The 23,066-nt window shown below is 58.5% G+C and carries 23 protein-coding genes, 1 other RNA gene and 1 pseudogene; 10 read left to right on the top strand and 15 right to left on the bottom strand.

Annotation, left to right across the window (positions count from 1 at the left end; all coding sequences use genetic code 11):
* Window positions 1-3 precede the first annotated feature (3 nt).
* From AC1IN8_RS04840 to AC1IN8_RS04830, 3 genes are read right to left on the bottom strand one after another with little or no spacing between them, the layout of a single operon-like run.
* A complete protein-coding gene (locus AC1IN8_RS04840; RefSeq protein ID WP_479758230.1) occupies window positions 4-1,185 on the bottom strand; it encodes a M20 metallopeptidase family protein in 1,182 nt (393 codons plus the stop codon).
* Window positions 1,185-1,634 carry a hypothetical protein gene (locus tag AC1IN8_RS04835; RefSeq protein ID WP_139435248.1) on the bottom strand — a complete coding sequence of 150 codons (450 nt, stop codon included), beginning with the start codon at window positions 1,632-1,634 and terminating at the stop codon, window positions 1,185-1,187. Before AC1IN8_RS04835 ends, AC1IN8_RS04840 begins: the two co-directional genes overlap by 1 nt.
* Window positions 1,631-2,449 carry a DUF3100 domain-containing protein gene (locus AC1IN8_RS04830; RefSeq protein ID WP_479758228.1) on the bottom strand — a complete coding sequence of 273 codons (819 nt, stop codon included), beginning with the start codon at window positions 2,447-2,449 and terminating at the stop codon, window positions 1,631-1,633. The genes AC1IN8_RS04835 and AC1IN8_RS04830 overlap by 4 nt, the downstream gene beginning before the upstream one ends.
* Window positions 2,450-2,668: 219 nt before the next feature.
* Between AC1IN8_RS04830 and AC1IN8_RS04825 the strand changes: the two genes are divergently transcribed.
* Together AC1IN8_RS04825 and AC1IN8_RS04820 are read left to right on the top strand one after the other, a co-directional pair.
* On the top strand, window positions 2,669-3,883 hold the full coding sequence (locus AC1IN8_RS04825) for a GNAT family N-acetyltransferase (RefSeq protein WP_479758226.1): 1,215 nt from the start codon (window positions 2,669-2,671) through the stop codon (window positions 3,881-3,883).
* A gap of 161 nt (window positions 3,884-4,044) precedes the next feature.
* Window positions 4,045-4,551 carry a GNAT family N-acetyltransferase gene (locus AC1IN8_RS04820; protein WP_139435242.1) on the top strand — a complete coding sequence of 169 codons (507 nt, stop codon included), beginning with the start codon at window positions 4,045-4,047 and terminating at the stop codon, window positions 4,549-4,551.
* Window positions 4,552-4,610: 59 nt separating this feature from the next.
* On the opposite strand, the gene AC1IN8_RS04815 is transcribed toward AC1IN8_RS04820, so the two are convergent.
* Window positions 4,611-5,111 carry an SRPBCC family protein gene (locus AC1IN8_RS04815; RefSeq protein ID WP_202046392.1) on the bottom strand — a complete coding sequence of 167 codons (501 nt, stop codon included), beginning with the start codon at window positions 5,109-5,111 and terminating at the stop codon, window positions 4,611-4,613.
* A gap of 182 nt (window positions 5,112-5,293) precedes the next feature.
* On the opposite strand from AC1IN8_RS04815, the gene AC1IN8_RS04810 reads away from it, so the two are divergent.
* The 3 genes from AC1IN8_RS04810 (at window position 5,294) to AC1IN8_RS04800 (ending at window position 10,473) form a co-directional block, all read left to right on the top strand.
* Entirely contained in the window at window positions 5,294-5,725 is a 432-nt protein-coding gene (locus AC1IN8_RS04810; protein WP_479758224.1) for a GNAT family N-acetyltransferase, read from the top strand.
* Window positions 5,726-6,186: 461 nt separating this feature from the next.
* On the top strand, window positions 6,187-7,260 hold the full coding sequence (locus tag AC1IN8_RS04805; RefSeq protein WP_479758223.1) for a DNA cytosine methyltransferase: 1,074 nt from the start codon (window positions 6,187-6,189) through the stop codon (window positions 7,258-7,260).
* 90 nt (window positions 7,261-7,350) lie between these two features.
* Window positions 7,351-10,473: an N-6 DNA methylase gene (locus AC1IN8_RS04800; RefSeq protein WP_479758221.1), complete on the top strand. Its 3,123-nt coding sequence runs from the start codon at window positions 7,351-7,353 to the stop codon at window positions 10,471-10,473.
* Between the two features lie 326 nt (window positions 10,474-10,799).
* Here AC1IN8_RS04800 and AC1IN8_RS04795 read toward each other — a convergent pair.
* The 3 genes and pseudogenes from AC1IN8_RS04795 to smpB form a co-directional block, all read right to left on the bottom strand.
* Window positions 10,800-11,474, bottom strand: a pseudogene (locus AC1IN8_RS04795) (integrase arm-type DNA-binding domain-containing protein); the annotation flags it as partial.
* A gap of 179 nt (window positions 11,475-11,653) precedes the next feature.
* Window positions 11,654-12,013: a transfer-messenger RNA gene (ssrA, locus tag AC1IN8_RS04790) on the bottom strand.
* Window positions 12,014-12,135: 122 nt separating this feature from the next.
* Complete coding sequence (smpB, locus tag AC1IN8_RS04785) at window positions 12,136-12,624, bottom strand: SsrA-binding protein SmpB (RefSeq protein ID WP_041206169.1); 489 nt, start codon at window positions 12,622-12,624, stop codon at window positions 12,136-12,138.
* A gap of 240 nt (window positions 12,625-12,864) precedes the next feature.
* On the opposite strand from smpB, the gene AC1IN8_RS04780 reads away from it, so the two are divergent.
* Both AC1IN8_RS04780 and AC1IN8_RS04775 read left to right on the top strand, forming a co-directional pair.
* Window positions 12,865-13,299, top strand: coding sequence for an SRPBCC family protein (locus tag AC1IN8_RS04780; RefSeq protein ID WP_042650424.1), 435 nt, complete (start codon window positions 12,865-12,867; stop codon window positions 13,297-13,299).
* On the top strand, window positions 13,292-13,651 hold the full coding sequence (locus AC1IN8_RS04775; protein ID WP_479758220.1) for an RnfH family protein: 360 nt from the start codon (window positions 13,292-13,294) through the stop codon (window positions 13,649-13,651). The genes AC1IN8_RS04780 and AC1IN8_RS04775 overlap by 8 nt, the downstream gene beginning before the upstream one ends.
* An 88-nt stretch (window positions 13,652-13,739) precedes the next feature.
* Here the strand turns inward: AC1IN8_RS04775 and AC1IN8_RS04770 are convergent, their stop codons facing one another.
* The 3 genes from AC1IN8_RS04770 to yiaY form a co-directional block, all read right to left on the bottom strand.
* Window positions 13,740-14,375: an NAD(P)H-binding protein gene (locus tag AC1IN8_RS04770; protein ID WP_479758219.1), complete on the bottom strand. Its 636-nt coding sequence runs from the start codon at window positions 14,373-14,375 to the stop codon at window positions 13,740-13,742.
* A gap of 125 nt (window positions 14,376-14,500) precedes the next feature.
* Window positions 14,501-14,839: an outer membrane protein assembly factor BamE gene (locus AC1IN8_RS04765; RefSeq protein WP_005325779.1), complete on the bottom strand. Its 339-nt coding sequence runs from the start codon at window positions 14,837-14,839 to the stop codon at window positions 14,501-14,503.
* 135 nt (window positions 14,840-14,974) lie between these two features.
* Window positions 14,975-16,126 (bottom strand): L-threonine dehydrogenase, encoded by a 1,152-nt coding sequence (gene yiaY / locus AC1IN8_RS04760; RefSeq protein WP_479758218.1) that lies wholly within the window; start codon window positions 16,124-16,126, stop codon window positions 14,975-14,977.
* A 392-nt stretch (window positions 16,127-16,518) separates the two neighbouring features.
* Here yiaY and udp point away from each other — a divergent pair, with 392 nt between their 5' ends.
* Window positions 16,519-17,274: a uridine phosphorylase gene (gene udp / locus AC1IN8_RS04755; RefSeq protein ID WP_025326293.1), complete on the top strand. Its 756-nt coding sequence runs from the start codon at window positions 16,519-16,521 to the stop codon at window positions 17,272-17,274.
* A 128-nt stretch (window positions 17,275-17,402) separates the two neighbouring features.
* On the opposite strand, the gene AC1IN8_RS04750 is transcribed toward udp, so the two are convergent.
* Window positions 17,403-18,131: an RluA family pseudouridine synthase gene (locus tag AC1IN8_RS04750; RefSeq protein ID WP_479758217.1), complete on the bottom strand. Its 729-nt coding sequence runs from the start codon at window positions 18,129-18,131 to the stop codon at window positions 17,403-17,405.
* Between the two features lie 173 nt (window positions 18,132-18,304).
* Between AC1IN8_RS04750 and rihA the strand changes: the two genes are divergently transcribed.
* Together rihA and AC1IN8_RS04740 are read left to right on the top strand one after the other, a co-directional pair.
* Window positions 18,305-19,240, top strand: coding sequence for a pyrimidine-specific ribonucleoside hydrolase RihA (rihA, locus tag AC1IN8_RS04745; protein ID WP_247626898.1), 936 nt, complete (start codon window positions 18,305-18,307; stop codon window positions 19,238-19,240).
* Window positions 19,241-19,269: 29 nt separating this feature from the next.
* Window positions 19,270-19,740, top strand: a complete 471-nt coding sequence (locus AC1IN8_RS04740) for a hypothetical protein (protein WP_479758216.1) — start codon at window positions 19,270-19,272, stop codon at window positions 19,738-19,740.
* Between the two features lie 114 nt (window positions 19,741-19,854).
* Here the strand turns inward: AC1IN8_RS04740 and AC1IN8_RS04735 are convergent, their stop codons facing one another.
* The 4 genes from AC1IN8_RS04735 to AC1IN8_RS04720 all read right to left on the bottom strand — a co-directional run bounded on the left by AC1IN8_RS04735 (window position 19,855) and on the right by AC1IN8_RS04720 (window position 23,008).
* Window positions 19,855-20,301: a hypothetical protein gene (locus tag AC1IN8_RS04735; protein ID WP_479758215.1), complete on the bottom strand. Its 447-nt coding sequence runs from the start codon at window positions 20,299-20,301 to the stop codon at window positions 19,855-19,857.
* Between the two features lie 67 nt (window positions 20,302-20,368).
* Window positions 20,369-20,665 carry a winged helix-turn-helix domain-containing protein gene (locus AC1IN8_RS04730; RefSeq protein ID WP_247626897.1) on the bottom strand — a complete coding sequence of 99 codons (297 nt, stop codon included), beginning with the start codon at window positions 20,663-20,665 and terminating at the stop codon, window positions 20,369-20,371.
* A 31-nt stretch (window positions 20,666-20,696) separates the two neighbouring features.
* Window positions 20,697-21,227: a DUF1523 family protein gene (locus tag AC1IN8_RS04725; protein ID WP_139435198.1), complete on the bottom strand. Its 531-nt coding sequence runs from the start codon at window positions 21,225-21,227 to the stop codon at window positions 20,697-20,699.
* 158 nt (window positions 21,228-21,385) lie between these two features.
* Window positions 21,386-23,008 carry a methyl-accepting chemotaxis protein gene (locus AC1IN8_RS04720; protein WP_479758214.1) on the bottom strand — a complete coding sequence of 541 codons (1,623 nt, stop codon included), beginning with the start codon at window positions 23,006-23,008 and terminating at the stop codon, window positions 21,386-21,388.
* Between the last annotated feature and the right edge of the window lie 58 nt (window positions 23,009-23,066).

Here is a 23,066-nt window from a genome sequence, read left to right as displayed (position 1 = left end):
GGATTAATCGCCTCTGGTCGCCAGATTGACAAAGATCTGGGCTCCCACCAGCAGGCAGTCATCGTCCAGGTAATAGGGATTGGCGTGCAGGTAGTTGCAGATCCCCTTGGCCTGGCAGCCGCTGCCGAGGAAGAACATGGCCCCCTTGCGATCCGGGGTGGCGTTGATCATGTAGCTGAAGTCCTCGCTGCCGGTCATGGGCTGGCCCTGTGCATTGATGCCCTCGGCGGGCAGCACGTCGGCGGCGGCTTGCAGCAGGCGCTCGCAGGCCTCGGCGTGGTTCTCCACCGCCGGGTAGCCGGCATGGACCATGGTGGTCTTGAAGCCGCGCAGCTCGCTCTGGGCGATGATGTCCCTGAAGCTGTTTTTCAGGATCTGGTCGGTTTCGGCGTCCATGGCGCGGATGGTGCCACGGGCCTGCACATGATCGGCGACGGCGTTGGGAATGGTGCCACCGTTGATCATGCCGCAGCCAAAGACCGCCGGGCTGAACGGGCTGGTGCGCTTGGCGACTATGTAGTCCATGTCCTCGATGATCCGCACCGCCTCGCGGATGGCATCCAGCCCCTTGTGGGGGGTGGAGCCGTGGGCGGAGATGCCGTGCACATCCAGGGTCCAGGCCGAGCCCCAGGAGGACATGACCCCCTGGTTGAACTTGATGGTGCCCGTCTCCATGGCACCGTCGTTGTGCAGGGCATAGACCTCGTCCACCCCCTTCATGCAGCCGAGCTCCACCATCTTCTCGGCCCCCGGCACCCGCATGTCCTCCTCCGCCATCTGGAAGATGACGCGGACGTTGTAGCGCAGCCGCTCTTTGTGCCCTGCCAGGTATTTTGCCGTGGTCAGGGCGATCGCCATGTGGGAGTCGTGGCCACAGTTGTGGGCCATTCCCTCGTGGGTGGACTTGAACGCCACCTCGCTCATGTCGTGCATCTCCAGGCCATCCATGTCGGCCCGAAACGCTATGGTGGGCAGCGCAGGGTCTATGTGCAGATCCCCGTGAAAACCGGTGAAACCCGGGTACAGGGTGATCTGGTAGCCGAACTCTTCCATCAATCCCCGGCAGTAGGCGGAGGTCTTGAACTCGGCCCCGGAGTATTCCGGGATGCGGTGCAGGTGGTGGCGCACCTCGTGGCTGAAGTCGCGCAGGGCAAGCAGGTCAGGTTCGATATGGTAGTGGTTCATCAGATGATCCCTTGAATGGAGAAACCGAGCTGGGCAACCAGGGAGGCGCCGAAGAAGCAGCAGGTGGAGACGATCATGAAGATGAGGATCACCTTCCACGACATCTTCTTGAGCTCCTCGAGCTGACCGCCCACCGAGAGACCGGCGAAGGCCAGCAGCGGCACGCAGCAGGAGAGGAAGGAGATCCTGGCCACGGCGTCGATGAAGAGGCCGCGCACCGGGGTCTCGGGCAGGCAGATGAGGATGCCGATGATGGTGGCATAGGCAAAGGCCGGCAGGGACGAGGGCAGATAGCGCTTGGCCACCAGGGAAGCGAACACCACCAGGGACATGGCGACGAAGCTGTCACCCATGAGCCAGAGCGGGGTGCCCGTGGTCAGGGTCTGGGTGAACATGGCCAGCAGGATCGCCAGGAAGACGAAGCGCATATCCATCACGATGCTTTTCATGCTTTCTCTCCTTTGGTAGATATGGCGAAGATCTTCTCGGCAAGCGGCAGTCCCAGATAGGTGAGGGAGAGGGCTCCCAGGGCCGACGAGAGCAGGTTCGAGGCGGCGGCTATGCTCAGCACCTGCTGGGCCAGCGCCTCGTCGAGGCCGTTGATCAGGGCGCCGGAGGCGGCGCTCAGCATGGAGCCAGAGCCCACGCCGGAGCCGGCGGCCAGGGCCAGCGGATGCAGACCGGTAAGCGGGGCGATACTGCCGAGCACGCTGAACCAGAGGGTGCCGATGACGGAGCCGCACAGGTAGATGGCGAGCACCCCTATGTACTCCTGGGAGCCGGTGCCGAATTTGCCCTGGATCACCGCGACCGAGGGTTCACGGCTGATGGAGGAGCAGGCCCCGATGGCGCGGCGGCCGAAGCCGAACTTCACCGCCAGCGGAATGGCGATGAGGATGGGCAGCAGGTTGCCTATCTCCTGCAGGAAGAGCGGCACACCGACGCTCAGGATCATCTTGAGGTTGGGGATGATCATGCCCGCATACTGGGTGCCCAGGATCAGCAGGCTGAAGCCCACCATCTTGCCGCAGAAGCCCTCTTCCTTCTCGCCAAAGAGGCGCTTCCAGCCGGGGATGCGATCCTTGACGGGCTTGGCGGAGACCATCATGCCGATGATGACGGCAAAGAGCATGGGCAGTATGGGGATGATGGCGATGCCTATTCTGATCTCCTGCTTCCCGATGAGGTATTGGGCCACGAAGATCAGCAGGGCGGTCGCCAGGGTACTGACTAACACCGTTTTGAGTGGGCTGGTTTGCTGCATAGTGTGTTCTCTTGTTATGCGTTGTCATTCACGAGCGGCGCTGGCCGCAGCGAGATGGGGGCATGATAGGAAGGGCAGGGGGGCATTAATGTGACCGCCATCAAGCTGGCCATATGGCATTTTTTCATGGGGTATGCCGTTTAACCATGCTAAAAATATGGGTTAACAAACCATTAGCAGACGGTTATGCTGCGCCGTTCGGCGGTCGCAGGGGGAAGCATGGAACTGTTGATAGAAGAGGTGCTCTGGCAGCCTCGCTGGCAGGGGGCGCTGCAGGGGTGGCAGGGGCAGGGCAACCGTTGGCAGTTGCTGCGCGGCAGGGGCGGCGAGCAAGGGGCAGTGACCCCTGCGCCCTGGGCCTGCTGCCCGCCCGACGGCATCCTCTCGGCCAGCGGCTTGCTCGCCGCCTGGCTGGGGGAGGATGAGTCGCCCCTCATGACGGCGGATCCTAGCCGCCAGATCCTGATCTCTGCCTTCAGCGTCCTCCTGACCCTGGCCAAGGAGAGCGGCCTGCTCACCCTGGGGCCCAATGGGGCGGACATGCGCCTCGGTGCCGATGGGGATCTGGCCGCCGCACTGCAACGCCTGCTGGCCCGGCGTCTGACCACGCCCCTGCTGCGTGAACCCGGGAGCGCAGCCTCCCCGGCCCTGGTGCTGCGGCCGCTGCAAGCCACCGACGAGCCGGCCATACTGCGCTACTGCTCGGATGCGGCGCTTGCCCGCTACACCCTCAACATCCCCCACCCCTATCCACCGGAGGCGGCCCGCGACTGGCTCGCCATGAGCGGGCGCAAGGCCGCCCTCGGGCTGGGGCGGACCTGGGCCCTGACATTGCCCCCAGGTGATGAGCCGGCCCCTCTGCTCGGGGTCATCTCCCTGCACTGGCACGGCGAGCTGGCCTGGTGGGTGGGTGTCCCTTGGCAAAACCGCGGGCTGGCCACCCGGGCGGGACGGCTGGTCAGGGCCTTTGCCTTCGAGCAGCTGCGCCTGCCCGCCCTGACCGCCCGCCACATGCCGGGCAACCTGGCCTCCGGCCGGGTGATGGCCAAGCTCGGCATGCACCATTGCGGTCGGCGGCCCGGGTCGGCACGCCAACCCGCTGAACTGGATCATTGGCGGCTGGATCGCCCGCCGCACCTGCCGGACGGCCTCAAGGGGGCGCTGGCCCCCTGGCTCGAAGACGAGCGGGTGGCGGTGGCCATCCTCCATGAGGACGAGATCGGGGGGCAGGAGGTGGCGCTCTTCATGGAAGGGGCCGAGGCGAGTGGCGAGCGGCGCCTCTCCGCAGGGCTGACGGTCAGGTGCCATCCGCTCGCCTGGCTGGTACCTGAGGCCCCCGGAGTGCAGGCCCATGGTGGCGGCGTCCTGCTCAAGGACAGGGGCGAGCTTGGCCTCGGGTATCTGCTGCGATTGCTGGGGGAGCCTGGTGCTTGATGCTGGCGAAGCCGGTGGGAAGAAGGTGCATTGCGACGCTTTGTGCACGAATGGCCATTCGTTTTCCTGAGTCAGCCCTCCCATTTTCGGATAAAGGCACTCAAGTCAGGGGCCACTTCTGTGAAATAATGGCCGCCCTGCTGTACGAGGAGTAACCCTGTATGTTGAGAACCGAGCGTCCCGGCGACATGCTGCCAGTCTACGAGCTGGTGAGCGCCGCCTTTGGTCGTCCCGACGAGGCCGAACTGGTCAATCGCCTGCGCGAGTGTGGGGCCGCCGTGGTCACCATGGTCGAGGAGGAAGAGTACGAGTTCATGGGGCACCTGATGCTGAGCCCGATCACCATTGACGGCCAGGAAGGTCCCTGGCTCGGGCTGGCGCCGGTGGCCGTCCATCCGGACTGGCAGGGGCAGGGCATAGGCTCGGATCTGGTGCGGGAAGGGCTGGATACTGCGCTGGAGATGGACTGGAAGGCGGTGGTGGTGCTCGGCGATCCGGCTTACTATGGCCGCTTCGGCTTCAGGCCCGCCAGCGACTTCGGCCTGCACTGCATCTACGAGGTGCCCGCCGACTGCTTCATGGCGATGGAGCTGCAGCCCGGGGGGCTGGCCGGCCTGCGGGGCGAGGTGCTCTACCACCCCCTGTTCGACGAAGAGCCGGTGGAATAACCACCTGAATGCCATAGAAAAAGGACCCGTACAGGGTCCTTTTTCATTTCAATCCCCCCTCACTGGGCCAGGGATTTCAACTGCTGTTTGCCCGGCGGGTTGTTCCAGTCGATGGGGCCGTGGGTGAAGCGATACTGCAACCTTGGCAGACTGAGCTCCAGCCACTCCTCCCTGAAGTAGGCATAGCCCAGGTCCCAATCCGGGTCATTGGCCCAGCCGGTTTGCAGGAAATAGAGCCGGGTGCCCTGACCCTCGGGCACGAAGCGCAGGCTGACCTGGGTCTTCTGCTGACGGATATGGGGAAACTGGGGCGGGAAATTCCAGCTGAAGCTGAGCAAGTCATGGGGCATGACCGCCATCACCCGGCACCCTTCACTGCCGCGCTCCCCCAGCGGGGCTTCTGGCCTGAAATAGATTTCGAAAGGACCGTTGGGTTCCGGCACCATCAGACACTCCGGCGCCAGGAAGCTGCGCAGACCGCTCTCCGTGGTCCAGGCCCGCCAGACATCGTCGATATGGGCGGGTACCAGAATACTGCCTTCTATTTGCTTGTTATCCATAAATCAGTGAACCTCAAACCAGTCATGGACGGGACCCAGGCAGTATAGCCCCTAAGGCGATAAAATAGGCAGCCCTGCGTCACAGCATCACGTATTCAAGGGGGTCCATATTGCCGATTTGACAGCGCGGCGGGATCCATCGAGAGTGGGAGGCAGTGAGCAGGCAAATCAAGGATGTCTTCATGATCAGAATGATGCGAGATGCAGATGAACCCATGCTGGCGCAACTGTTCCTCAAGGGGAGGCGGCAGGCCTTTCATTGGGTCGAGCCCTCCCTGTTTAGGCTGGAGGATTTTGCCGAGCAGACCCGGGGTGAGCAGATCTGGGTGGCGGAGAAGGGCGGTACCCCCTGCGGATTTATCTCCATCTGGGGCCCTGACAGTTTCGTGCATCACCTCTATGTGGTGGCCGACTGGCATGGGCAGGGAATGGGGCGGGCCTTGCTGGCCGCCGGGCTGGCCGGACACAAGCCCCCGGCATCCCTCAAGGTGGCCACCCGCAACACCACGGCGCTGGCGTTCTATCACCGGCTGGGTTGGGAAAATACCGATGAAACGGGGCACTGTGACATCACGGGCCCCTGGCGCAGACTGGTCCAGACATCCGGCTATTAAGTGTTTAGTCCCAGAGAGCCATGATGTATTTTCACCGGCAAAAACTGACAGCCACGAGCGATGCGATTGGGGTTGGCGGGAGAGAGCCGCGGTTCAAGACAGCGATTGGGCGCTAGTCCTCACGAAAGTCCCATAGTAGTTAGGAATCAGCACTGATTTTTAACTGCTGGATGTATTTACAGTTCACCACCTTGGTGTAGAATGGTGAGGGGATATTGTGAGAATGCATGTTATGTCAATACAGCGAAGACGGCAGGATCCAGGTGCTCATGAGCGTAGTGTTCGCGCATCTATAAGCTTTCCTGAAGAGCAGTACTCCGTACTGGAGAAGATTGCAGCGGAACACCGTGTCTCGCTTGCATGGGTGGTACGAGATGCGGTTGATGGATACTTGAAAGCGCGCTGGCCGCTTTTGGAGCAGAGTAATAGCTCGGAAGAAAAAAAATCTGATGTGAGACAACGTGAATAATATATTTGAGAAAAATGGAGACGAAATCCGGGTCCTATCTTTATTTTCCGGATGTGGGGGGATGGACTTCGGTATCGAAGCTGCCGGAGGTCATATTGTTTTTGCAAACGACATTCTTAAAGATGCGTGTAAAACGCTGGAAAAATATTTCCCCAATACGGATGTAAGAAATGGCGATATATCTCAGATCTTCGCATTTCCGAATGCAGATATTGTCGTTGGAGGATATCCTTGCCAGTCTTTTTCTATGGCAGGGAATAGGAACCCGAAGAAGGATGAGCGTACAAATCTCTATAAGCAGTTCTTACGAGTAATAAGCCTCGTTCGTCCTAAATATTTCGTAGCTGAGAATGTTTCTGGGTTGAAACAACTAGGTGCTGGGAGCTTTTTGGAGGAGCAAGAGACAGCCTACAGGCAGGAAGGATATATTGTTAGCCATCATCTCATCAACGCCAAGGCATATGGAGTTCCTCAATCACGCAAGCGTCTATTCATTGTCGGTGTAAGGAAGGATTTAAATCAAATTTTTGAGTTTCCGCCTGAAACACATGGAAAGGCAACAAAGAAAAAGCCTGATCTTAAGCCATATACATCTCATGGTGATGCAATTTTGGGTCTGCCTCTTTGGCCCGAGGGAGAGTTTTACGAGCGTCCACATGATCCAGAAGGCCATTTTTCTTGGTACTTCATGTCCCGGAATCGTAAAGCTAAGTGGAGTGAGCCAGCGTTTACAGTGGTTGCTAATTCGCGGCATGTAACATTGCATCCCGCAAGCCCAGTTATGAAACTGACATGGTCGAATCTAGCTGATGGCTGGAAGCAAAGGTGGGACTTCTCAGATGAATATGAACATCTATCCGCAGACCCTACTCGACCTATTCTCGAGATACCGAGACGACTCTCTTGGAGAGAGTGTTCTCGTATTCAGACGTTTGGGAATGATTTTGAGCCAGTAGGAGATACTGACTCGAAGTTTACTCAGATTGGGAATGCAGTACCTCCGATGCTTGCTGAGGTTATTTTCAAGCATCTCTTTACCGGCGCTGGATTGAAAAAAAATACGTAGAAAATATAAATAGAGGGACGCTGACGGTGGTTAGATTCCCTTGTCTTCCACGGTTATAAAAATTACGTCAATTGTAATAAGGCTACAATAGTGTCAAAAGTTGCATCACAGCTCGTTAATAAAGTCATTTATGCTGCACAAGCCGCAAGAAACGAGGCGCAATTACGACATGAGCTGGAGGGGGTTCTTAAGATAGCCTGTGACGCACGAAATATTCCATGGACGCCATTCCAGCTGGAGAGAGCGCTTAAAGAAACGGGTAAACCCACTAAATTTGCTGATGTAGCTCATGGAGCTGTGGTAATCGAGTATGAGCCTCCTAGATCTTTTGGTGGGCGTCTCAATAGCAAGGCTCAGCATGCTCGAAATCAAGCTGAAGAATATGCTTTTCTTCTCTCAGCCGAAGAAGGCCGCCTCTTAGAAGACTATATATTAGTGATCTGGGATGGTTCCCATATTAGCTTTGGCGGTTTTGAAGAGGCTTGCCCGAAATGGGATAGTGTCATTCCTTTTGACATCAACGCCGCTAACCGATTATTGGATTTTCTTGAGCAGGATGGTCGTCCGCTTGTTCATCCTCAGCTATTGCATGCTCTGGTTGGGCCAGAATCTGACTATGGGATTGCGTTAATTCCTACACTTTATAGAAATATATGTCTGGCGGAGTCTAACCCCTGTGCTTCCAAAACGAAGATGCTTTTTACAGAGTGGCGTAGGCTTTTTAGTCAAGTTGTAGGTTTTCAGCCTGCCAATATGAAGGCTCTGCTGGCTAGGCAAGAAATATCTCATGATCAATCTTATGATGAAAATCCTGCAGCTTATCTTTTTGCTCTTAATACTTACATCGCGATCATTGCCAAAATCGTTACTGCATGTGCTCTTCCTCGGCCGAGTCAGAATATTCTAGATTCGACGGTGCCAGTAATTTATCGTTTGCGAGCAATTGAAACCGGTGAGCTCTTTGAACATTCGGGAATTCTAAATATGCTCAGCGGTGATTTTTTTGCTTGGTATTTAGATGATGGTGGATTGGAAAAATACACACCTCATTTAGAATCCTTGTTTGGGAAGTTATCCGGTGTCGACTTCACAATTGCAAAAAAGCATCCTAATACTACGCGAGATTTATTTAAAGGCATATATGAACGTTTTATTCCTCGTGAAGTCCGCCATGCTCTTGGAGAATTTTATACTCCTGACTGGCTTGCCGAACATGGGATGGATCTTCTTGAGTGGGACACGGAAGCCTCGCTTACTGACCCGACATGTGGGTCAGGAACGTTTCTGCTTGAAGCGCTACGCCGGCGTCGATTACAGCAAGGAGATAGTGCCACTGCAAAGTCTTTGCTTTTGGGGTTGAATGGGATTGATTTGAACCCTCTAGCTGTGCTAACTGCAAAGGGATCTCTGGCTGTATTTCTTTCCCCATTTTTGGATCCTACTGATCCTATACGCTTGCCGATCTACTTAGCAGATGCCATCAACCCTGCTCGCGTGAGCAACGGCCTTTTCCCAAGCCCAAGTTACAGCTATGTCATGCAGACTGAAGTTGGCCCAAGAGAATTCTCAGTACCGGAGGCAATGATCAACCATTCGGATTTTTTTAAGGTATTTGCGAGAATCCGGGTGTTGATTGATGCCGATGTTATTGCCGATAAAATAAACAGTGAGATTCGATTTGATCTCAAGCAAATGCTGTTGGATGATTACGATATCCAAAATGTTGAGGCGACTATCGGAAATCTAGTATCTCTCCATGAACAAGGATGGAATGGGATTTGGTGTGCTATTCTGGCTGATCGTTTTGCTGCGGGTGCTATCCCACCATCGAGTCATGTCTGCGGCAACCCTCCTTGGGTAAAATGGAGCAATCTTCCTGAGGAATACACCAAGACTATTCAAGCACAATGCAAGCAGCTTGGTGTTTTCAGTAATGATAAGTGGGTCGGTGGAATCGAAGCAGATATTTCTACAGTTGTGACTTATCAGGCGATCTATCATTACCTAGCACCGTCGGGGCGGCTTGGCTTTTTCATGCCGGGCTCAGTTTTTACTACTCCCTCAAGTGCTGGTTTCCGCAGATTCTCTGTCGGTCCCAATCGAGTAAACTGCAAAGTGCTATTGGTTGAGGACTTCGATGCAATTAGTCCATTCGACGGTGTGACCAATATGCCTCGTTTCCTGGTTCTAGAGCGAGATTCTTCGACTATTTTTCCTGTACCGTACCGTATTTGGACTACTGGTGATGTGTCAGCCTCGACACTACGGAATTCAAGGAACGCCGAGGCATTTCGTCAAGCTGCAACTCAGATCGAATACACGGCGGTTCCGGTGCCTGGTGAAGAGGGCGGGCGGCCTTGGCTGACTGGCCTGAATGAAGAGCAGGCTGTATTCGCGAAAGTTTTTTCTGGCGCAGAGCAAGTGTACCAAGCTCGCAAAGGTGTTACTGCAGATCGTAACGGAGTGTTCTGGGTCTACGAGATGGGAGAGGGCGATGAGAGCACTGTTACAGTACGCAATGCCGCCTCCATCGGTAAAACGAAAGGTATTCCAGAAATAACCGCGAGAATTGAGTCAGAACACCTTTTTCCGCTACTCAGAGGCAAAGGAGTGAGGCCTTTTTGCGCTGTCCCAGACGAGCACTTACGTATCATAGTTCCTCAGCGGGGGATGCATGGAGATCCTGAGCTCGCTATTCATTCTCCGTTGGTGTTCAAGTTTTTGAATCGTTTTAAATCCTATCTTGAGGCTCGTTCGAGCCTAAAAAGGTTCCAGAAAGGACAGGCATTTTATTCGCTATGGAGCACGGGCCCATATACATTCTCGCCTTACAAAGTTTTGTGGCGTGAGATCGGAACAGTATTTGCTGCTGCCTATGTAGGAAGTGTGGTATCTAGTTTTGCGGGCGAAAAATTGGTGATACCGGATCACAAGCTTTATTTTATTCCCACTGAAACAGAGGGAGAGGCTGCGTATTTAACAGGATTTCTAAATTCGCCTATAATTTCTGGTGCAGTATCAGCTTATGCTTCCAAGCTAAGTTTGGGTGTTAGTGTCGCTAAGTATTTGAATATCCCACCTTTCGATGAAAATGACGTGCATATCCAAGCTATTAGAGATTTATCACTTGAGATCACAGCTAGGCTTGACGGCGCGACTGAGAATGATCTTTTAACTCTTGATGCACATGTCAAAGCTTTATTGAATCTTTAATTTCTTTGGGGAGAAGGTGTAGTGATGTGATGGACGCCCCCACCCAGCGCGGTCAGTTTCATACTTAAGCTGACTGCGTTCAACTTGGGAGAGCACCACATGAACACGATCAAAGTAGTTGGTATCGATATTGCCAAGTCTGTTTTTCAGGTGTGTGTATGGATGATGGTTCTGTTGCCTGGCATCGTAAAATATCTCGCCAGAAACTGCCCCACACGATGTGCCAGTTTCCACAGTAGACACTGATTGCTATATGACAGAATTCCGTCAGCAAAAACCGATGATCGGCCTAACCAAGCATATGGATTCGCTTGACAACCGCAGCCGGACATCAGCAGTGGTAACTCCTCTGGCTTGAGCGTAGGCATATGCTTCTTGGCAGGCTTCTTGAACACTTTGCGAATGGCAGAGCAGGGGTTGGCATCAAGCAGGCCGTGGTTAACGGTGTAGTCGAGGATCTCGTTTATCCGCTGACACAGCCGGCGCACTGTCTCCAGCTTGCCATCAGCCTCAATAGGGCGCAGTAGTTCGATCACCAGGGGGGCGCGTATCTGGTCGATGGGCATGGAGCCGATGAAAGGCAGCACATACAGCTCAAGGGAGCGCCACGAATCGGCGGCATAGGCTTCGCTAACGTCGTGCCGTTTCAGTTCCAGCCACTTGGCAGCCATTCGTTCGAACGTGTTGGAGCAGGCCTCTTGCTGAGCCTGAACGATGGCGATCTGCTCTTCTTTATGGCGTTTGGGGTCAATTGCTTGAGCCAATAGGGCACGAGCCTCTCGCCGCCGTTCTCGAGCTGCGGCAAGAGTAACATCAGGGTAGGGGCCAAAACTGATGTTGGCGCGCTTCTTGTCGCTCGGCCTGTAGTAGTTGAACACCCAGAGCCTCGCACCATTCGGCTTAACCCTTAGGTAAAGCCCGTCACCGTCACCCAAGCTGTATTCCTTGGCTTCAGGCTTGGCGGTTCTCAGCTTTGAGTCGGTCAGCTTGTCTTTACTCACGGCACATTCCCCCCAGTAGTAACACCGAAACCGGTGTTACAAAACCAATGTGACCGTAGATGTTACTCTTATGGCTGGATTTAGGCGACTTGCTCGGACTACTGCGGACAACAAAAAACCCGCAAGACGTTGAATCTTGCGGGTTTTTGTACTTCTTCGTTCCCGGCCGGAACATTGTTTGGTGGAGCTGGGGGGATTTGAACCCCCGTCCAAAATTACTACATCCTCGGTACTACATGCTTAGTCACTCTTTACATTCGCCAACACGCTGCGGAGAGACACGCCACGCATTGACTAGCTCGATTGGTTTTAATGCTTCCGCCCCGAGCAGGACTTCCACACGATCCTGTGAAGGATGACCTTCCAATTCCCTAGGACACAGGCAAGCTAGGGGAGAAGGGCTCAGCGCAGGTTATTAAGCTGCGAGTGCGTAGTTTTCGTCGTTTGCGACTATTTTTTTGCGGTTTGTTAACGAGGCCTACCGCACCTCGGCATGCACCTTGGGTTTCGTGAATCTTGTCGAATCCAGAATCAGCCCCAAGTTGTCAAAAGCGATTGTACGCAAAAATCCTGCCATGGCAAGGCGTTGATGGCAATCGACCGGCACGGGCCGGTCGATTGCTGGTTTATTGGTCGCCGCACGGGCGCTGGCGGCGCACAATCAACCGCGGTTCTTGTTCTTCATGATGCGGGCCTTCTCCCGGTCCCATTCCCGGGCCTTGGTGTCTTCCCGCTTGTCGTGCTCTTTCTTGCCCTTCACCAGGCCGATCTCGACCTTGACCCAGCACTCTTTCCAGTAGAGCGCCAGCGGCACTATGGTGTAGCCCTGGCGGGCAACCAGGCTCTCGAGCTTGTCGAGTTCACGGCGGCTCAGCAGCAGCTTGCGGGTGCGGGTCGGGTCACACACCACGTGGCTGGAGGCGGCGTTCAGCGGCAGGAAGCTGGAGCCGAACAGGAAGGCTTCGCCCTGCAGGAAGATGACATAGGCTTCGCTGATGTTGGCCTTGCCCGCCCGCAGGGATTTGACTTCCCACCCTTGCAGGGACAGACCGGCTTCCACGCGCTCTTCGATGAAGTACTCGTGGCGGGCGGTTCTGTTGAGTGCAATGGTGCTGGACCCGGCTTTGTTTTTACTGTTCTTTTTGCTCATGACGGGGGCCTTCGGCAATGTTTAGGAAGGCGCATTATACGTGGGTGGCGGCGGCTGTAAAACGCGCAACCACTCGAGTGGCGGCTTTGTGAGCAGTTCGGTGATGTTTTTGGTTGGCAAGGTGGTGTAAAGCTGGTCATCAGGGGCGGCAATTGCGCGCGTGGCGGCCAGGTGAGCAGTTTCGGCGGTGATTTTGGCTGACAAGGTGATAAAATCGGCCCGATTGGATGAGGAAAGCCCATGCCCCGTATTACTCGCAGTGCCCTGGTGATGTTCAGCGCGGAACAGATGTTCCGTCTGGTCAACGATGTTCACGCTTACCCCGAGTTTCTGCCCGGTTGTGTCGGCAGCCGCGTTCACGAGACGGGTGAGGACTACATGATGGCCTCGGTGGATGTGGCCAAGGCGGGCATCGCCAAGACCTTTACCACCCGCAACCTGCTCGACGCCAACCGTGCAATCAAGATGGAACTGGTGGAGGGCCCCTTCAGCAAGCTGGCGGGCTGGTGGACCTTCACGCCGCTGGACGTGGATGCCTGCAAGGTGGAGTTCGATCTCGACTTTGAATTTACCTCCAAGCTGATCGAGCTGGCCTTTGGCCAGATCTTCCGTGACCTGGTGAGTTCCATGGTGCTCGCCTTCTCCAACCGCGCCAAGGTGGTCTACGGTGTCTGATCTGCTCAATATCGAAGTCGCCTATGCCCTGCCCGAGCGGCAAACCGTGCTGTGCATCCGGGTTGCCCCGGGCACCAGCGTGCTGGCCGCCATCGAGCAGTCCGGCATAGTGCAGAAGCACCCGGAGATCGATCTCTCGGTCAACAAGTTCGGCATCTACAGCCGTCCGGTCAAGGGGAGCGAGCCGGTGCTGGACGGGGATCGCATCGAGATCTACCGCCCCCTCATCGCCGATCCCAAGGAGATGCGCAAGAAGCGGGCCGAGAAGGCCAAGGAAGAGGGGCGGGCCGACGTGGTCACCGGCGGACGCCCCGACGTGCACCGCAAGCGGGACGATGGCGAATCGACCTGATGCGGGGAAGACCGAGCAATGAAAAGAGGCGCCATGGCGCCTCTTTTCTATTGGATGTTTTACCACAGGGGCTGCACTGGCCTGGGCCTTACAGGGTGAGCAACCGCTCGTTCTGCACTATCTCTACCCCCTGAGCCTGGTTGGCGAGCACCGTCATGGCATGGGCCACCTGGCTCGCCTCTATGGCACGCCAGCGCCTGAGGGGCCCTTGCAGCAGGGGCTTTATGCAGGGATAGATGGCCTGAACTAGCTGCTCGGAGCGGCGCGGAGGCTCGCGATGGCCGAGCAGCATGGCGGGGCGCAGTATGACGAGTCGCTGCCACGCCTGGGCCAGCAAGGCCTGCTCCATCTCGCCCTTGGTGCGGGGATAGAGGGCGGGAGCGCGCGGGTTGGCCCCCAGGCTGGAGACGACCAGCAGGCGCCGGCAGCCGTGGCGGCGGGCGAGGGCGGCAAAGGCCAGCACATAGTCGTGATCGACCCGGCGAAAGGCTTCATCGGAGCCAGCGTCCTTGCGGGTGGTGCCGAGGCAGCAGAAGGCCATGTCGACGGGGCCGGGCAGCGCTACCTCGTCGAGGTGTTCGAAGTCTACCGGCAGCCAGTGCCGGTTGGGGGCGGCCTCGCCCGGCTGGCGGCAGAGCAGGGTCAGCTGGTGCTCGGGGCCGAGCTGGCGGATGAGGGCCTGGCCGACCAGGCCGGTTGCCCCGGCGATCAGGATCTGGCTCATGTGATCTCCTTGAGGGGATGATGAGGGGCGTTGACGTCCTTGATCATGGTTCAGGGAGCACACCTTCGAAACCCGATCGGAGGCCAGACAAGAGAAAACCGGCCTTGGCCGGTTTTATGATGCTGTCAGAGCGGGGTGGTGAAGGCGGCGGGGAGGGGGAAGTCACCCGTGGCGGTGGCGAGTCTGTCGCCCACGAAGTTCAGGGTCAGCTCCTTGCGCTCCTTGTCACCACGACCAGGCTGGAACTCATAGAGATAGTACCAGGTGTTGGGGTCAAAGCCGTCGCGCAGCATGGGAGAACCCAGCACGAACTCGACCTGCTCGCGGGTCATGCCCTGGCGCAGCTTGTCGACCTGCTTTTGTTCCACATAGTTGCCCTGAGGAATATCGATGCGATAGACCAGGCTGCAACCGGACAGGGTGAGGGCGGTCAGGGCCGCGGCAATCAGGTGTTTCATCCGCATATCGGGTTCAGATCATCCATACAGTCTTTTTTAGCTCGGCAAATCATACCCACTCCCCGTGCGGAAGTAAAAAGCCATTGATCCTCCTGCCAATAAAAAGGGCCGCGTGGCGGCCCTGACACACAATGGCGCGTCTCACATGGCGGCGCGGAAGATGGCGACTATCTCCTCGTGGCTTGCCTGCCTGGGGTTGGTGAAGCCGCAGGCATCTTTCAGGGCGTTGCTGGCCAGCACGTCGAAGTCATCGGCCCTGACCCCGAGCTGCTCCAGCCCGGCCGGGATCTTCACGTCCAGCGCCAGCTGCTTGATGGCGGCAATCGCCGCCTCGGCCCCCTGCGCGTCGCTCATGGCGCTCACGTCCACCCCCATGTGGCGGGCCACCTCCTTGAGGCGAGCGGCGCTCACCCGGGCGTTGTAGGCCTGCACGTGGGGCAGCAGCACGGCGTTGCAGACCCCGTGGGGCAGGTCATAGAAACCGCCGAGCTGGTGGGCCATGGCGTGTACATAGCCGAGGCTGGCGTTGTTGAACGCCATGCCGGCCAGGAACTGGGCGTAGGCCATCTGCTCGCGGGCATGCAGGTCGTCCCCCTGGTTGACGGCGGTACGCAGGTGTCTGGCAATCAGCTCGATGGCCATCACGGCGCTGGCATCGGTGACCGGGGTGGCGGCGGTGGAGACATAGGCCTCGATGGCGTGGGTCAGGGCATCCATGCCGGTGGCGGCGGTGAGACCGGCGGGTTTGGCCAGCATCAGCTCGGGATCGTTGACCGACATCAGCGGGGTGACGTGCTTGTCGATGATGGCCATCTTCACCTGACGGGTCTCGTCGGTGATGATGCAGAAGCGGGTCATCTCGGAGGCGGTACCGGCCGTGGTGTTGATGGCGATGAGCGGCAGCTGCGGCCTGGCGGAGCAGTCTACCCCTTCGTAATCCTGGATGCTGCCCCCGTTGGTGGCCACCAGGGCGATGCCCTTGGCGCAGTCATGGGGGGAGCCGCCACCCAGCGAGATGACGCAGTCGCAGCCATGGGCCTTGATCATGGCCAGACCGGATTCCACGTTGCTCATGGTGGGGTTCGGCCTGGTGTCGTCGAAAACTGCGCTTTCAATGCCATGTTCTGCCAGCAGGCTGGTAAGCCTGGTGACCACCCCTATCTGGTTGAGGATCTTGTCGGTGACGATCAGCGCCTTGCGAAAGCCATGACCCTGGATGTCGGCCGCCGCTTCTTGCAGGCAGCCCGCCCCCATCAGGTTGACCGCGGGAATGTAGAACTTGAATGTCGCCATGGTGGACTCCGTTTGATTAGCCATTAAGTGGTATACGGGCGTCAACATAACAGCGTCAGAGGGGATGAAAAGGGGTCAATGGTATCTGATTGGCAACTTTATGGACTCGATCACGGACCGAAAAACCGGGGCCAGACGGGGATTGACAAGGGCGCTTGCCTCTTGTTCGGTGTATAAACGTTTTTCAAGAAATTCATCAAGTTAGCAAACGTTTTGCCGGTTTTTTAGCGCCTCGGATGCGCGGAAGTGTGAAGCGCGTCAAGGAATTGGAAAGCGCTTTCGACCATAGTTGGCGCCTTCCCCGATGGAGGGAAACAGGCTCGAAAATACCATAAAGAATCACCTTAACTGCGCTCGGCTGCGAGGCGGCGGGATGCAACCAGGAGTCCACTATGTCTGATGTATTTCACTTGGGTTTGAAGAAAGCGGATCTGCAAGGCGCCACCCTGGCGATCGTTCCCGGTGACCCCGAGCGCGTGAAGCGCATCGCAGAGCTGTTGGACAACCCTGTGCACCTGGCCAGCCATCGTGAGTTCACTACCTGGCGCGGCGAGATGGACGGCAAGGCCGTGATCATCTGCTCCACCGGTATCGGCGGCCCGTCCACCTCCATCGCGGTGGAAGAGCTGGCCCAGCTGGGTATCCGCACCTTCCTGCGCATCGGCACCACAGGCGCCATCCAGCCGCACCTGAACGTGGGCGACGTCATCGTCACCACAGGCTCGGTGCGCCTCGACGGTGCCAGCCTGCACTTTGCACCCATGGAGTTCCCGGCCGTGGCCGACTTCGACTGCACCACCGCGCTGGTCAACACCGCCAAGGAGCTGGGCTCCACCCTGCACGTGGGTGTGACTGCCTCTTCCGATACCTTCTACCCGGGTCAGGAGCGCTACGACACCGTATCCGGCCGCGTAGTGAGCCGTTTCCAGGGTTCCATGAAAGAGTGGCAAGCCATGGGCGTGCTGAACTACGAGATGGAGTCCGCCACCCTGCTGACCATGTGCTCCAGCCAGGGCCTGCGCGCCGGCATGGTAGCCGGTGTCATCGTGAACCGTACCCAGCAGGAAATCCCGAACGCCGAAACCATGGCGAGAACCGAATCTGATGCCATCAAGATCGTGCTGGGCGCCGCCCGCAAGCTGATCTGATAGCACCACCACGAGTGGGGGGTGGGGGCCGTTGCGAAAGCGCGGCCCCTATCTTTATCCGCCGTTTGCCCTGTTCCCCTTCGCCTCTCTGTTTTTCCTCCCAATGCGTTTGATATCGGCCAATGTCCCTAGAAGGGGGTGGCACACTTGACGGCCATCGGCTCGCCGCTCACCGGATGCACTAAATCCAGCGCGCTGGCATGCAGCATCAGCCGTGGTGCCTGCTCGCAACCCGGCAGCACCAGACCGCCGTAGAGATCGCAGCCGAGTATGGGGTGACCCAGCCACTGGCTGTGGATGCGCAGCTGATGAGTGCGGCCTGTCTCCGGCACCAGGCTGACCCGGGTCAATGGCAAGGGCTCGCCCCTCGCGCCCTCGCGCACCAGTCGCTCCACCACCCGATAGCGGGAGCGGGCGGGCTTGCCGCTGGCGCAGATCTTCATCAGCGGGAAGATCGCCGGATCCTTGGCGATGGGGGCCTCGATCACCCCCTCATCGTCCGCCAGATGGCCGCACAGCAGGGCGCTGTAGGCCTTGCTCACGGTGCGCTGGCTGAACTGCTGGCAGAGCAAGGCATTGATGGCCCTGTTTTTGGCCACCACCATGAGACCCGAGGTACCAAAGTCGAGGCGGTGCACCAGGGTGCAGCCGGGGTAATCCTGCACCAGTCGATAATGCACCGAGTCGAGGTTCTGCGGGTTCTTGCCCGAGAGGCTGAGCAGGCCGCTCGGCTTGTTGATCAGCAGCAGGTGTTCATCCTCGAACAGGACCTCTATTTGGGCATTGCAAGGGGGGGCGATAAAGGTATCGACGATAACAGACATGGGGCGCACGGGCTGGAAACGGGGGGCGATCATACTCCAAGCTGTGGCGCGGAGCGAATCGGCGTGAGCTGGTCAGGTCCTGTCTGGGTGCCTGGTGGCAAGTGATTGATAATGCAGGACGATGCCGTTTTGTGACCCCTTCCCGAGTTCATTCGGCGCTGGCTTGCTAAGGTATGGCTCCCTGTCATGTCGTAAGGAGCCTCTCCATGGCGTTGCCCGTTATTCTCGATTGCGATCCCGGCCACGATGATGCCATCGCCCTCATCCTGGCGCTGGCGAGCCCAGAACTCAAGGTGCTGGCGGTGACCACCAGTGCGGGCAACCAGACCCCGGACAAGACCCTCAACAACGCCCTGCGCATCCTCACCCTGCTCGGTCGCCACGACATTCCGGTGGCGGCGGGGGCGCCCAAGCCGCTGATGCGCGAGCTTATCATCGCCGACAACGTGCACGGGGAGTCGGGCCTCGACGGCCCCACACTGCCGGATCCCGCCTTTGCGCCCCAGGCAATGACGGCCCTCGAGCTGATGGCCAAGTGCCTGCGCGAGAGCCCGGAGCCGGTCACCCTGGTGCCGACCGGTCCCCTCACCAATATCGCCCTGCTGCTGGCGGCCCACCCCGAGTTGAAATCCAGGATTGGCCGCATCGTCTTGATGGGCGGCGCGGCGGGGGCGGGCAACTGGACCCCGGCGGCGGAATTCAATATTTATGTGGACCCGGAAGCGGCCGATATGGTGTTCAGCGCCGGCATTCCCATCACCCTGTGCGGGCTGGATGTGACCCACGAGGCCCAGGTGATGGACGAGGATATAGCGCGGGTGCGTGCCATCCCCAACCCGGTGGCCCAGTGCGTGGCGGACCTGCTCGACTTCTTCATGATCTACCACAGGGATCCCAAGTGGGGATTTGCTGGCGCGCCGCTCCATGACCCCTGTACCATCGCCTGGTTGCTGGCGCCGTCGCTGTTCCATGGGCAGGACTGCTGGGTCGGCATAGAGACCCAGGGCAGGCATACTGTGGGGATGACGGTGGTGGATCGCTACGGGCTCACCGGCAAACCGGCCAATGCGCGGGTGCTGCTGGGGCTGGACAGGGTCGGCTTCATCGATCTGCTGGTGGGGCGCCTAAGGGCATTTGACTAAGTTCTTCGACATCGGATAAGGGGTTGGGCATGTGGAAAGGGACGTTGGCACTGCTGACATGTATGCAATTGACGGCCTGTGCCACCCCCTTCGAGAGGATGTGGCAGGGGCTGGCGACCTGCGATCTGGACGATCTCCATCTCGACAGCGAGAGCGGTGAGCCGTCCCACCCGCTGCTCAAGACCTTCACCCCCGACAAGACGTCAGACGGCTTCGCCTGGTACAAGACCCACCAGGAGCTTCATGGCCTGCCCATCACGGGCTTTCTGATCCCGGCCTCGACCTTCGAGGTGCACGCCCTGTTTGTGGATACCCCCATCGCCAATGCGCGCAGACTGACCCACAACGCCTACGGCAGCGAGTTTGCCGACGAGCAGAAGCACGACAGGGGAGAGGCCCCCCTGCTGCTGCGCGATCCGGGCAACCCCAAGCGCTCCATCATCGACTGCACCCGGGGAGAGTCGGAAGAAGAACTGGAGGATTCGGCCATGCCCGAGTAGGGCTGCCTGTCACGCCATCGGCCTGGAAAAAGAGGGGCCAGCCTTGTCGGCTGGCCCCTCTTTTTCCAGGAAGACAATGAGTTAACAAGGCTTACATGATTGCATTCAGTAAGGTTATCTCCTTCCTCTCACCAGGTGGTAACCAATAAAGCAAAGAAATAGTCCCACGACTGACCACAGGCCGAAGGCAAACAGTTTGGCAACTTCTTGGCCAAATGTTTCGGATGCCAACAACATGATCCCGCACATAGCACGGCATGTATCACTGCCATTCGGTAGAGGTTGATGTCCGCTGAGAATGCTCGTGCCGTAGAAAATGGCAAATATTCCAGACAGGAACAAAACCATGCCAATTGGTTTGAGGCTGAGCTTATGATCAGGGCTCAAGCGCGTTTCCGTATGCTCTTTTAGTACCAGAGTCAGAGCAAGGAGAAGTGCCACACAGCCAAGTAAAACGACAATGACCGTGAAGTCTGGGTCAGGGACAACAATGAGAGCCGCAATCGTAATACATCCTGCGGCAAGAATCACAAGCTGCAAAATGATGCGTATAGCCTTCATCGGTACGTCCTGGGATTGGCCGGGAGGATCCTCATTAGTCGGTACATATCCGCGCTCAATCTCAGGATCAGGGATATCCCAACGTCCCCTTGATGACAGCCAACTGGGCCTTGATCCAGTCAGGATTGATGGGCCCCCAGTCGCTGATGCGGTAGTGGCCCTGCAGGTGGCGAGCCCCCTCGGTCTGCTCGAAGGCGCAGCTGATATCGAGTTCGGCCAGGGCGCTCAGGGTATCCTGGGCGGTGCGCCTGGGCATGCCGGTGGCCGCCATGATGGCGGGCACTGTGTCCGTGCCCTGGCTGATGAGGTGAGCCACGTAGAGGCGGCGATAGAAGCTGGTGCGGGTCTTGCTCGGTTCGCTCATTGCCCGTCTCCGCCTGATGCCGGTGTGCTCCTCATATCTCGTCCTCGAGACGGTCGAAGTAGCGCCAGGTGGCGATGGCGGCCTTACCCATCACCAGCGCCCAGACGCCGAACCAGAACCAGCGGAAGAAGCTCCAGGTGGAGGCATCGGGCTGGGTGCTCTCTATCTTGGTGACGTTGGGGAAGAGGGAGAACATGTTCACCCGCCAGCCGTAGGAGGTGATGATGGCCAGGCGCTTCTCGAACTCCATGGACTTGGCCTTGGCCTGAACGTCGGCGGCATTGAACTTGAAGTAGAAGGGCCAGCCCCAGCCGGTATCTTCATTGCGGAACACCCGGATCTTCTCGCCGGGACGCTCGGTGTAGATGTAATAGACGTCGGTGATGGGGCCGTCTGCCGGGTTCTTCTGGCTGATGGGACCATCCTTGTCGGTACGCTTCACCTCGACCCCCGTGATGGTGGCTATGGTGTGTTCCGGCAGATAGAAATCGAGCCAGAGCGCGGAGAGCAGGGCGACGAGGCCCAGCGTGATAAAAGCGGGTTTCTTGAACTTCAGGCTCATGGTGTTCTCTGGGTGAGGGGGAATGACGTGCCTCTACCATACCCATATTTGCGGATGCAGCCCAGCCCCTAATGGCGCCTTGTGGGCAAAAAGCCGTTTTAAACACGAGGGGACAGACCCCGGGGCGGGGCCCGGAGTCTGTCAACGAGAGGGGAGTATTACAGCTGGAACTGGGCGAGCTGCCTGCGCTGCTGCTCGGCGAGCTGTGACAGTTCGTGACTGGCGGCGGCGCTCTGGCTGATGCCGGCCACGTTCTGGTTCACTATCTCGTGGATGTTGGTGATGTTGCGGCTGATGTCGGCGGTGACACAGGATTGCTCCTCGGCGGCGGTGGCCACCTGGGCATTGGCGCCATTGATCTGGTTGACCGCCTCCGTGATGCCCCCCAGCAGCGCCTGCACCTCGGCGGAGAGGCGCTGGTTGTGGCCGAGGATCTCCAGGGTCTCCTGCACGCCGCTGTTGGCGGAGAGGGACTGACTCTGCAACTGCTCTATGATGACCTGGATCTCCTTGGTGGAGTCCTGGGTCCGCGCTGCCAGCAGGCGCACCTCGTCGGCCACCACCGCAAAGCCTCGGCCGGTTTCACCGGCGCGGGCGGCCTCGATGGCGGCGTTGAGCGCCAGCAGGTTGGTCTGCTCCGAGATGCTCTGGATCACCTCGATCACCTTGCCGATCTGCTCGGACTGGGACTTGAGCCGCGCGACCACGGTGGCGGCGTTCTCCAGGCTGCCGGTCATGCGACCGTTGGCCTGGATGCTCTCGGCAAACAGCGCCAGCCCCTGCTCGACCCGGCGGTTGGCGTCCCGCGCCAGCTCATCGGCCAGGGCGGCGTTGTGGTTGACGTTGTCCGCTGTGCTGGCCAGCTCGGTGACGGCGGAGGCCACCTGCTCGGTCTCGCTGCGCTGCTGCTGGGCGTTGGCCTCGGACTGGGTCATGACGGCAGCCAGCTCGGTGGCGGCGGAGGCCACGTTGCCGCTGATGCCGGTCAGGGCATGGATAGTGCTGCCAAGCTGGCTCAGGGTCTGGTTGATGTCCTTGGCCAGCTGGCCCAGCTCGTTGTTGCCTTCGGCCTTGGCGCGCACGTTGAAGCGACCGAGGGCGACGGCGTGCATCACCTCCTGCAACTGGCCTATGGGCTGGACGATGCGACCGGAGAGCCACCAGCCGCCGCAGAGCGCCGCGATCAGGGTGGCCCCCATCAGCAGCAGGGTCTGCAGCAGGGTGGCGTGGTAGTGGGCCTGCTCCTGGGCTATCTCCTGCTGGATCAGCTGATTGATGTGGGCAGAGAGGGTGTCAATCTGCTTGATGAGCTGCTCCCCCAGCTCGCGAAAGCGCAGCCGGGACTGCTCATAGCCGGCGGGCTCGCCACTGCCTGCGTGTTTGGCGGCCAGCAGCGGCAGCATGTTGCTGCGGGTATGGCCGAGATAGGCCTGCAGCGCCGCAGCCACCTGGCCGTTGTCCTGCTCGGCCCCCGGGATCACCAGCCGCGACAATATGGTGCCAATCTCCTGCTCGGCGGCGGAGAGCTGGCTCGGCAACTGGGCGAAGCGCGCCTGATCGTAGAGGCCGTAGATGGCGTTGGTGCGCAGCCGGTAGGTGGCGTGGATCAGGGCGGCGATGTCGTCCTTGTGGCGGGTGACGCTGGCGGTGGTGTCGTTCATGTCCTTGATGGCACCGTCTATCTCCTGCTTGCTGATCACGGCCATGAGTAGCATCAGCAGGCTGGCGAGCAGTAGTGGAATGAGAACTTGCAGACGAATGGACAGATTATTCAAAGACATGAAAGATCCTAACCCAAAAGAGGAGTGAGGCGGCATCTTACACAGGCGCGACAACTCT

The sequence above is a fragment of the Aeromonas sp. 130281 genome, from assembly GCF_056642115.1.
The sequence above is the reverse complement of the archived record's forward strand: the minus strand, read 5'-3'. Positions and strand labels throughout refer to the sequence as shown.